We start from the raw sequence: 11,446 nt of genomic DNA, 5'->3' as shown, positions 1-11,446 counted from the left end.
CCGAACTCACTATCGTATCAATGCCTTCATTGACAGCCTCTACCACCACGTCCGTGTTAGCGTCCACGTAGTAGGTGTCGTTACCTGCTCCTCCCACCATTGTGTCTGCGCCTGCGTTGCCAATCAATGTCTCATCAAGGCGGGTGCCGTTCAATGTGTCGTTGGCTGAGGTGCCAGTGATGACATTGATGCTGGCTCCCACACCCGCAAACTCGTCCGTGATGTCCAGCGTAAAGCGCGTGGAGACACTGGCGCCGGAACCGTCGGTTGCCGTTACTTGGAAGTCAAAGCTACCGCCGGCTGCACTGCCAGGTGTTCCGCTGAAAGTGCGGGTGGTGGCATTGAAGCTCAGCCAGCTCGGTAGGGGCTGAGTCCCGCCAGTAGCGTTGACTGCCAATGCGCTGTAAATCAGCCCATCCCCGTTGTCCACATCCGCAAAGGTTTCTGCAGGTACGGTGTAACTGAAAACCTGCGTCTCTCGCGCAGCCTGGGCGCCAATGACACTGGCCACCGTAGGCGCGTCGTTGGTACCGGTGATGGTGATCGCCAATGTGGAGCTAGCAGTCAGCGGCTGCGGACTGTCGTCTTTGACCGCGTAGCTGAACTGGTCCACCAGGGTTTGACCTACGCCCAGAGACTGAACTGCCGACGAGGCGTTGTTCAGAACATAGCTGTAGCCGCCGTTGGCGTTAAGAGTCAGGGTACCGTACTGACCAACCAAGGTTCCAGTGTTGACCAATTGAAGCACCGTGCCTTGGTCTAGATCCGAATCGTTGGTCAGGACATTGCCTGTGACGGGAGTGGTGGCATCTTCCTGTACCGCGCCCGCATCAGCAAAGGCAACTGGGGCGTCGTCGGTGCCGTTGACGGACACGTTCAGCACGGAACTGGAAGTAGTGATTCCGTCTGTTGCGGTGTAGTTGAAACTGTCCACCACCGTTTGGCCTCCCCGCAGGCCCTGCACATTCGCTTGGGCGTTCTTGAGGTCGTAGCGGTAACTGCCGTCGGTCTGCAGGGTCAGATCGCCGTAGGTGCCGTGCAGGACACCTGCAGTCGACACAGACAATGTGTCGCCAATGTCGATATCGGTGTCATTGCCCAAGACGTTGCCTATGGCGCTGACTGCTGTGTCTTCGGTGACTTGTGCCACATCGCCCCATGCCTGCGGACCGTCGTTGGTCCCTGTGACCGTCACGTTCAGGACGGCATTGGAAGTCGCCAGGCCATCGGTGGCGGTGTAGTTGAAACTGTCCACTACCTGCTGGCCTTCACGCAGGCTCTGTACATTGGCCTGGGTGCTCTTAAGAACGTAGCTGTAGCTACCATTGGCTTGCAAGGTCAGGTCACCATAAGTCCCTTGCAGGACACCTGCGTTAGCAACGGACAAAGTGTCGCCAATGTCGACGTCGGTGTCATTGCCCAGAACGTTTCCTGTTGCACTGATAGTTGCGTCTTCTTTGACTTGCGTCACGTCACCATTTACCTGCGGACCATCGTTGGTGCCTTGGATGGCGATGGTCAAATTGGACGTTACCGACTTGTTATCAACTGCATTGTCCTGGACGGTGTAGCTGAAGGTGTCGGTCACGGTTGCATTGCGCCCCATTGACTGAACCACAGCCGCATCGTTATTCAACATATAGCTGTAGCTACCATCGGCATTCAATTGAAGCTTGCCATAGGTACCGTCCATCGTACCGGAACTCGCCACGCTCAGATGTTGACGACTGTCCACCGGGAGATCTACATCAGAGTCATTGGCCAACACGTTGCCAGTTGCAAGCGTGACCCCATCCTCGTTGAGTGCTACAGCATCTGCGGTCACCGTTGGGGTGTGGTTGCCGAGCAATCCGTTGATATAGCTGGCGTCAATTGCTGAAGAACCGTTTTCAAACTGGATGGACTCGATCAATGCTGCTGAGTTTTGGCCGGCCGCATTGCCAAACCAGTTCGTCAGAACCAGCGCATCGGTAGTTCCCACAATCGTGACGATCACATCCTGGTCGCGACGTGTCAATTGAATGTCCTCTGCACTCAATGCACCACGCACCAGAACTCGGTCAATGCCTGAGGTATCCAATAATGTGTCAGTCCCAGTTCCGACACGCAGGATGTAGGTGTCGTTCCCTGCTCCACCCATGAGGACGTCGTTGCCTGCACCGCCCTCCAAGATGTCATTGCCTGCGTCGCCTCGCAACATATCGGCACCGGCGCCTCCTGTCAAAGTATCGTCGCCAGTTCCACCAGACATGAGCACACTGCCAACACCGCTGTTTGTGAATACGTCGTTTCCATCTCCTCCATAGGCAAGTTCAACGGTAGACAAGGTCATGTCCAACGTGACACCACCTGTGCCCTCGACAATGACCGTATCGAAGCCCTTGCCACCCTGAACAAACATGGTGTTGTCTTCGCTGTCAATGACCAAAGTGTCGTTACCTTCGCCACCAACCAGGATATCTTTGCCAGCGTCACCTTGGAGCCAATCGTCTTGACTGCTGCCGTAAATCACATCATCGTCGGCACCTCCAAAAATTGAAGTGGCTTTGGTGGCCGCAATGACGTCTGCCTGCGCACTACCCACTGCGCCATCAAGAGCAGATGACAAAGTTGTATTGAGTGCAGTGTGAGCCTGTAAAAGCACACGGCCATCGATAGTAGTGGCAATGGCATTGCCGTCGGCATCGGTGCTTACCGAGCGGAATGCAGCCGCCTCCACTTGGAAGCTCATATCTGCAACTGCACGGGTACTCGCCTGTCCACTGATTTCGAACGTCGCCGTACTCATCGCGGAAATATTGGCATCTCCGGTGTTGTAGTTGACGATCCGGCGCTGTCCGGATATGGACACCAGCCCCGCTTGCTCAAATGTCAACAACTCGCCGGCATCAGTAACGCCATTGCTATTGGAGTCTTTCCACAAACGTAGGTTTTCAATACCTGCATCGTCGGCAGTTATCTGAGCATCTCCATCGGTATCGTGCAGGCTGATCAGGGCTTCCAAATCAGAGTCAGTTGCAGTTGTCCTCATGGCAAATGCAACTTCCGAACCCAAGGTGATTTTTCCATCTCCGTTGAGGTCTTCGACAACGATGGCATCGTCTTTGCCGACCCAGCCGGTATGGTGCAAAAGTCCGTCTCCCAAGCTATCGAAATAGACACCAGAGGCATGGCGAGCGATTAGTTCAACGCCATCGCCGTCCAAGTCAATGAGGATAGGATCACTTGATCCGCCACCGCCGGTATCTCCGCCACCGCCGGCATCGCCCCCCTCGCTCGGTGGGCTAGATGGTGGAACAGGATTGGGGTACTCACTGCCAATCGGACCCGCTGGTGGAGGAACAGGATTAGGGTACTCACTGCCAATCGGACCCGCTGGCGGAGGAACAGGATTAGGGTACTCACTGCCAATCGGACCCGCTGGCGGAGGAACAGGATTAGGGTACTCACTGCCAATCGGACCCGCTGGCGGAGGAACAGGATTAGGGTACTCACTGCCAATCGGACCATTACTTTTGCTCGGCACACCGCCACTAATTACAGTTCCCAAGACTGGTGAGCCATCACGTGAGGTTATGGGCTTCCCATCCGCACTAGTCCATATGGCTTGAACTGCAGGGTAGCCATTGACAATAGTGTGAGATGTATAAGCAAAAGTTCCATCAGGCCGCTGGGTAGCCGTCATATTCATGCCGTTGGCATACCCATAGACTAGGCCTCTTGTCCCATCCGGGGAGACGGTGACCGTTGTGCTGGTGGCCGAGGTAAACGCAGGATTTCCAAGTCCAGTCCCCAACAAGTTGCTGTCTGGGGCCGGAGTGCTGCTATATGTAGTAACACCGGTCACTGGATCTGTGTGCATGATGAGTGTGCTGCCCTCATCGTCTCTAAACACTTGATCACCGTCAGGGGTTCGCTCCAAACCTGTATTCGTTTGGGTAGTGTCCTGCCCTGTTAGGGCATTTGCCAAGGTACCTATGGGGTCAGAGGATGCATTGGCTGCATCAAGAATGGAGATGTCAACAACAGACGTGTTGTCCGCATTGGAATTCAACAAATCCGAATATACATACCCCATGTTGCCATTCGCGTCAGGCTCCAATGAACGCTTGACCAAAGTAATGTAGGGGCCATCAAGACTTGCAAGTCTGCCGATTGTTTCGTTGACAACGGCCTCACCCCGCATGGTCGTAACTTTGACCGTATAGCCCTCTCCACCTAGCGCATTGTCGTCTGCAGTGCGAGAATAAATCGTTGTCAGACCTGACCCCGACGGAACCACCATGTGGTAATCGCCATTCGCAGGATTACTGTTGATCGAAACACCACCGGTGTAGTGGTACGTTGTACTGCCGTCAGCGAGTTTCTCTGGAATATTGACGGTTTGTCCGGCACTAACTTGATTGATGTTTGTAATGTCGGGGTTGGTTGCCAATATTGCCCGGCTAAATTCCTCCAGAGTGAAGTTATTGCCCAAAGCTTTTTGCACCGCCCATGCATCTGAAATAGTGCCCCCCGCTTTGATAGTTACGCCGTGACTATTGGCTCCCATGCTATCCACATAACTCGCACTAATCCTCTCAGGTGATGGAGCTACAAGTGGTGAATTGATGAAACCGCGCCCTCCACCGGCAAGGTCGGAGAAGCCATAGTCAGGTTTTGTAGTCGCTACGGCAATGGACGCAACTGCATCCATGATCGACTTTGCATCGTCTGCTCCCATCGGATCAGATGTAACGCCAACACCATGCTCCATCGCTTTTGTGAGTATTTGCTTTACTTTTTGCTGACCTTCAGCGCCCAGGACTGCGCCACCAACACCACCGGCAAGGGTCACAACCACATGTGCGGCTTGCCCCCATACCGGGACTGCTTCTAGCCAAAAGAAATAGGCAGCCGTTACTTCGGTACCAATGGCCGCTCCAGCAAGCGCACTTTCAATCTTAGTCACGGCATCAGCAATTATTTCTCTTCCGCCGACTTCATCACCCGCAGCAATAGCCTGCTGTGCATCAACAATTGCATGTGCACCTTCAAGCGCCACGGCGAGCGCACCGGCCTTGTTTGCCAGTTTGACAAGCCCCTCCGCGCCAAGTGACAGCATATATTCTGAAGCTGTTGCCGCACCACCAACTGATAAGCCAGGCTCCACGGAAAGCGAGATGGTGTTTTTCTTGATTAGCTGCAATCCCTCAGTTGCGTTAACCTGTCCATCAGCGGATATTTTGTCTAAGCTTACAAAATTACGCACCTCAATAGCGTTAGCTTCAATCGGGCGACCTACGTAATTCAACGCTGGATCAGTCAGGCTTGTTGTATCAACTACAAGTCGACCGTCAACCAGCCCAACCTTAATGTTCTTGACTATATCAAGTGAGGTAGCCGCAACCGCCTTGTTAACATCCAGAGTGGCAAGCTCTGCAGCCTGAGAGGCTGTCAGTGGATCAGCAGAATATGCTGCAAGTTGGGTTTTAAAAATTTCAACAAAAACCTCATTGGGTATTTTGTTAATTGATGATCCACCAATTCCTTCAAGACTATTTAACAGCTCCACTTGCGTGAAAGTTCTAGCAGGGTTTGCATCTGCCGTTAATGTGAATATCGGGCCTTTGGTCGCCAATGAAAAACTATCTGATGCTCTGGCCCATTCACCTTCCTTCGGATCATAGAGAAATTTATTACCTAAATTGGATTGATCACTCAGAACATTTTCAGGAGTCGTAAAATTATCGGTTTCGGCTGTAACAGCATTCGCGACTGCTTGTATGAAGTCTGGGCTTTTTAAAAACTCCGCTCGCTCGGTGTTATCGATCAACCGTATGTCCTCATGTGCATCTATAAATGCATTTACAAGAGCCATTGTTTTCAAATCCCCGAGGGGGCCCGAGTATAAAATTGTGAATTTCCCTGTAGCATCAATCGACAATTGGTTTGCAAGAAGGCGTAACGAATCAAGTGTGCTGTATTGTTCGGGGTTCTGCTTGATAAGGTCTAGTGCTTCTTGTTTTGAAATAGGCATTATTTTTCTCTCTTAAAATGTAAAAGTTGGGATGTAGCTTGTGTAATGACCTTGAATTTCAGCTCCCCCCCTAGCCAAAAGGGCTTCTTTCAAATCCGACGTTATATTGACGCGCAGTGATTCAATATCTTGGGGCAACCAAAAATGCCCATCCCTCGATAAGGAAATAACTTCCCAGGTTTGCCTCATGGGGCCACCTTGCTCGCCTTTGTACGACAGAGTATTCAAATCTATTCGCAGCAAATTCCCTTTCCAATAGAAACTGTATTCGCTGCAGCTCGGATTTTGCCAGTCGTAGGAAATGTAGCGTAAATAGATATCTCGCTCCCTGTCAATTGTCCAGTTAGAAAGATCGCTAGTATGGAGTGATTTGTTGACCTCCAATAGATTGTATTTTTCTACATCCTGCGGCGAAATTTTTTCAGTTACAAATCCCATAGAAAATCTCTTCTCATTTAGTTGACATGTGTGAATATTCAAATTTTTTTGATGGAGCGTACCCATAGCTGACTACCGCTCCCTAGAACTCTCAAGCCCGCTCGCTGCACCGGGTTCAGTAGAAACTCAATAATTCTGCGTTTGCCCGTTTTTGACCATCCCCATTCGAGTAAATTTGAGTTTTTTGGGGAAGGCTTACAACCCTACGCATGTTCTTCATGCAAGGTTATATTTAAATTCTTTTTGCCTTAACCATTTCGTCATAATCCATTTCTCTCCATTTACTGGTGGCGCCCCACCGTGTAAGGTTTGGCGATCAAGGCCACTTTCAGCATCGGTATATGAGAAATACAGCACGTTGCCTTGAATCGGTTTGATCTTTAATTTCAGTTGCGGGAAATAGGTCTCCCCACCGTCTTCAACAGTATTCAGGTAGACGATCAATGTCGCTACTCGCTGCCCGCCGTTTTTCATAGGCAAGCGGCTTGTCGGACTTTCAGGTGGAAAGAAGTCGAAGTGGGGTCGATATTCACCGCCCTGCCGATACTGCAATACCTGCATTCCTTCCCCGTTTTCTACGGGCCATTGGGCCAAATCAGCAAGGCGTCGCTCTATGTGTTTAATGAGGTCGTTGTCGCCGCGATCAAAATACGTGCCTTGGCTACTGCGGAAGTCTTTGACTACGAGTTTTGCTGTCGCCGGGTCATGTGTCTGAGAGGGAAGCATTTTGGGTTGACTCAACGCGATAAGGCTTTCACATTCTTCTTTGGTTAGTACGTTGCCATACACCGTGATGCGCGGTTCGGCCATTTCCAACAGAATTGGAATACTCCTGCCCTCCAGGCTTATGGTTCCTGTTCGCGGTGTTGGAGCCGTCGCGTAGTTATAGCCTTGTGACTCGCTTTTTAAGTGCAACCCTTTGATTCTTTGAGCCCAGGCAGCCTTGATTTCCCGCGAGGCTGCGTCAATCAAAGTTTGTTCCAGAACACCCTTCTGGATATTGCGAACGACCCACGCCTGCCAATCGCCTGCCAAATGGTCCGGTTCGGGGAAGATAGCGTTGGAAGGTTCTGGCGGCCGACTGCGGATATCCTCAATGCACGCGTTCACCGCATCTGCATCGAACTCGCGTTCGACCATCACGCCAATCAAGGTTGAGGAAGGGACATTGCGGGCGAGGTTGTCCCGGAGCCAGCGTCGCCAGTTTTCATTGATCACCTTTGGGGTTTTTGTCGCACTCACCATCACCGTTCCCTCAAACTCTCACTACCCGCCCTCTGCACCGGAGAGAGCAGAAACTCAATAATCCGCCGTTTGCCGGTTTTAATCTCCGCCGTCACATTCATCCCCGGACTGATAGCAATGTGCTTGCCATCGATGAGCATGTCCTTCTTCTCCAAGGTCAGCGTCGCCGGGTAATAGCTCCCCTTCTTCTCATCGGTGACGGCATCCGCTGACACGTTGTCCACCGTCGCCTTGACCGTGCCGTACTTGGTAAAGCTGAAGGTCTCCAGCTTGATCTCGGCCCCTTGGGTGGGGTTCACGAATCCAATGTCCTGGTTGGCAATGGAGACTTCAGCTGTCACTTGGTTGGAATCGGGCACCACCACCATCAGGGCTTGGGCACTGGTGACGACTCCACCCACGGAGTGAACGGCCAGTTGCTGGATGACGCCAGAGACCGGGGCCCGGAGCTGGGTTTGCTTTTGTCGCTGGTCGGCCTTGGAGTTGTCGGCACTGAGCTGGATGCGGCGGGTAGCGGCCTGGGCATAGCGATCGGCCAGTTGGCGTTGGGTTTCTGCCCTGTAGGCACTCTTGGCTTGTTCGGTCTCTGCTGCGGTGGCCAATGCTTCGGTCAGTCTGGCCTTTTGGGTGGCCAGATCCCGTTCCAGCTCCACCCGTTCCCGGGTCTTGTCCTGGGTGGCGTGGCTGGAGATAAAGCCTTGGTCTACCAGTTTGGTGAAGTCGGCCTCCCGGCTTTGGGCCATCGGCAAGGTGGCCTCCAGCTTGGCAATGCTGGCTTTGACAGTAGCGATCTCGGCCTGGCGGCGGTTGCTTTCTGCGTCCAGCTTGGAGAGCTTGGCGCTGATGTCTTGCCATTCGGCTTGGAGTTGGGCCTGTATCTGTGACTTAGTGCCCATATCGGCCTGCAGCCCAGGTAGTACTTGCGCGAGCAGCTTCTCTTTTGATAGCAGTTGCAGCAGGGCCTGGGTACGTTGCTCTTCGCTGTGGGCGGCCTTGAGCTGTTCCTGCAGGCTGCTTTGGTCGGCACTGGCCATGGTGGGGTCCAGCTCGACCAGGACCTGGCCAGCCTGGACCTTGTCGCCGTCTTTGACGAGGACGGCTTTGACCACACTGGCCTCCAAGGGTTGGATGACCTTGGTGCGGTCGCTGACGATGATGCGGCCCGGGGCCACGGCCACGATGTCCACCTCACCGAAGGTGGCCCAGACCAGAGCCAGCACAAACAGAATCATCAGGCCCCAGGCCAGGCGACGGGGTGCAGGGTGCACCGGGGTTTCCTGCAGGCTCAGCGCTGCGGGCAGGAAGGCCATTTCATCGGCCATGCGGGCCGGACCGGCCAGTTCAGCACGGTGGGCCCAAGCGGCTTGGAAGATGGCTTGGTACCGGGACAGCAGTTCCAGGATGGGGTGGCGTGGGACTGGTACGGAGTCCGTTGCAGTATTCATGCTCGGGCCTCCTCATCCACCTTGATCCCATCCTGCATGGCCCAGAGGTGGGCGTACAGCCCTTGGGGCTTCTGGATCAGGGCTTCGTGGGGTCCAGACTCCACGATGTTGCCCTTTTCCATCACGATGATGCGGTGGGCGTTTCTGACCGCAGACAGACGGTGGGCAATGATGAGTACGGTTCTGCCTTGGCAGATGTACTGCATGTTCTTCTGGATGATGGCTTCACTCTCGTAGTCCAGCGCACTGGTGGCTTCGTCCAGGATCAGGATGCGGGGGTTGGTGAAGAGGGCTCTGGCGATGGCGACGCGTTGGCGTTGTCCACCCGACAGGCTGCCACCTTGTTCCCCGACCACGGTGTCATAGCCTTCGGGCAGTTCGCTGATGAAGTCGTGGGCGCCAGCCAGTTGGGCGACCCGCATGACCGATTCAATGGGCGCTGCCGGGTCGGCAATGGCGATGTTTTCTCGGATGGAGCGGTTGAAGAGCAGGTTCTCCTGGAGGACTACGCCGACTTGTCTTCTGAGTTGGGCGGCGTCGATGAGGCTGATGTCGATGCCGTCTACCAGCAGTCTTCCCCCTTCGGGGCTGTAGAGGCGCTGGACCAGTTTGGTCAGGGTGCTTTTGCCGGAACCGGAACGGCCGACGATGCCGATGATTTCTCCGGGGCGGATATCCAGACTGACGGCATTCAGCACCGGGGTGGCTTCCGGGCGGTAGCGGAAGACGACCTTGTCCAGGGTGATGCGGCCCTTCAAGGCGGGGAGCTGGGCGGTGCTGCTGGGCGGGACTTCGGTGCGGGTGTTGAGGATGTCGCCCAACCTGGCCACCGAGATACCCGTCTGCTGGAAATCCGTCCAGAGCTGGGCCATGCGCATGATGGGCTGCGATACACGGCCGGCAAACATGTTGAAGGCGACAAACTGGCCCACGGTGAGCTGGTTGTCCATCACCAGCTGGGCACCAAACCACAGGGTGGCGGCGTTGACCAGCTTGCCAATGAGGTTCACCCCTTCATGGGCCACGCTGGCCAGGTTCTGGGTTTTGAAGGAGGCAGAGACGTAGGCGGCGAGCTGGTTGTCCCAACGCTTGGCGAAGCTGGGCTCCAGGGCGGTGGCTTTGACCGTCTGGATGCCAGTGACGGTTTCCACCAGCATGGCCTGGTTTTCTGCACCGCGGGCGAACTTGACGTCCAGGCGGGCACGCAGGATGGGGACTACGGCCAGAGACAAACCAAAGTACAGCGGCAGGCTGACCAGGACGATGAGGGTCAGGGGCACGCTGTAGAACAGCATGACGGCAATGAAGACCACCGAGAAGACCACGTCGAGCAAGACGGTCATGGCATTGCCGGTGAGGAAGCTGCGGATGTTCTCCAACTCACGGACGCGGGCAATGGAGTCACCCACTCGGCGGGCCTGGAAGTAGGACAGGGGGAGCTGGATCAGGTGGCGGAACAGCCGGGCACCCAGTTCCACGTCGATGCGGCTGGTGGTGTGGCTGAAGACATAGGCCCGTAAGGCATTCAAGACCGACTCGAACACTACGACGATCACCAGGCCGATGACCAAGACATCCAAAGTCGTCATGCCTTTGTGGACCAAGACCTTGTCCATGACGACCTGGAAGAACAAGGGGGAGACCAGGCCAAAGATCTGCAGCATGAACGAAATCAGCAGGACTTCACCCAGGAGCTTGCGGTACTTGATCAGGCTGGGGATGAACCAGGTGAAGTCGAACTTGGCCAGGGCACCGGTTAACGAAGCCCGGCTGGTGATGAGGATGAGCTCTCCGGTCCACTGGGTAGCGAAGACTTCTGCGGATTCAATGGTGGGGCCTGCGGTGGCTCCGGGGACTGAGGACTTGGAGACATCCTGGAACAGGACGCGCTTGCCGTCGCTTTGCGCCAGGATGACGACGCGCAAGGAGCCGTCTTCGGTGTGCATGACGGCCAAGGCTGGCAAGGGAACCAGGCCCAGACGAGAGACTGTGGAGCGGCTGAGTTTGGCCTTCAGGCCCAGGTGCTGGGCTCCACGCAACAAGTCAGAGGTGGTGACGGGGTCGGTGCTGGCGATGCCTAGCTGGTGGGCCAGGGTGGCGGGGTCGCAGGCTACTTGGTGGAAGCGGGCTATGGCGCAGAGAGAGGCAAGGGCACCGGACGCTTCGGGACCTTGCGTGGCTGGGCCTGCATTCTCAACGAGCGACATCAGCAATCACCACTAACAATCCAACGGCCACGGCGCACAATTACATTCCCTTACTTTTTCTGTAACGGGCGATGCTACCGGGCTGCTTCGGA

At 54.8% G+C, this 11,446-nt stretch carries 5 protein-coding genes; all 5 read right to left on the bottom strand.

The window, feature by feature from the left end:
• Positions 1–6,019: beta strand repeat-containing protein (locus J2X15_RS20550; RefSeq protein ID WP_310346717.1), on the bottom strand; the 6,019-nt coding region annotated here is incomplete at its 3' end.
• A 12-nt stretch (positions 6,020–6,031) separates the two neighbouring features.
• Positions 6,032–6,457 (bottom strand): hypothetical protein, encoded by a 426-nt coding sequence (locus tag J2X15_RS20545; protein ID WP_310346716.1) that lies wholly within the window; start codon positions 6,455–6,457, stop codon positions 6,032–6,034.
• Between the two features lie 216 nt (positions 6,458–6,673).
• A complete protein-coding gene (locus J2X15_RS20540) occupies positions 6,674–7,702 on the bottom strand; it encodes a 2OG-Fe(II) oxygenase (protein WP_310346712.1) in 1,029 nt (342 codons plus the stop codon).
• Positions 7,702–9,147: an HlyD family type I secretion periplasmic adaptor subunit gene (locus J2X15_RS20535; protein WP_310346710.1), complete on the bottom strand. Its 1,446-nt coding sequence runs from the start codon at positions 9,145–9,147 to the stop codon at positions 7,702–7,704. Before J2X15_RS20535 ends, J2X15_RS20540 begins: the two co-directional genes overlap by 1 nt.
• Positions 9,144–11,354 carry a type I secretion system permease/ATPase gene (locus tag J2X15_RS20530; protein WP_310346707.1) on the bottom strand — a complete coding sequence of 737 codons (2,211 nt, stop codon included), beginning with the start codon at positions 11,352–11,354 and terminating at the stop codon, positions 9,144–9,146. The genes J2X15_RS20535 and J2X15_RS20530 overlap by 4 nt, the downstream gene beginning before the upstream one ends.
• Positions 11,355–11,446 lie beyond the last annotated feature (92 nt).

Origin of the sequence: Rhodoferax saidenbachensis (assembly GCF_031457975.1) — a bacterium.
Lineage (GTDB): Bacteria > Pseudomonadota > Gammaproteobacteria > Burkholderiales > Burkholderiaceae_C > Allorhodoferax > Allorhodoferax saidenbachensis_A.
The sequence above is the reverse complement of the archived record's forward strand: the minus strand, read 5'-3'. Positions and strand labels throughout refer to the sequence as shown.

Excerpts from the sequence above, each read along its gene's own strand:
- J2X15_RS20545 (WP_310346716.1), bottom strand. The coding sequence starts at position 6,457 with ATGGGATTTGTAACTGAAAAAATTTCGCCGCAGGATGTAGAAAAATAC.
- J2X15_RS20540 (WP_310346712.1), bottom strand. The coding sequence starts at position 7,702 with ATGGTGAGTGCGACAAAAACCCCAAAGGTGATCAATGAAAACTGGCGA.
- J2X15_RS20530 (WP_310346707.1), bottom strand. The coding sequence starts at position 11,354 with ATGTCGCTCGTTGAGAATGCAGGCCCAGCCACGCAAGGTCCCGAAGCG.
- J2X15_RS20535 (WP_310346710.1), bottom strand. The coding sequence starts at position 9,147 with ATGAATACTGCAACGGACTCCGTACCAGTCCCACGCCACCCCATCCTG.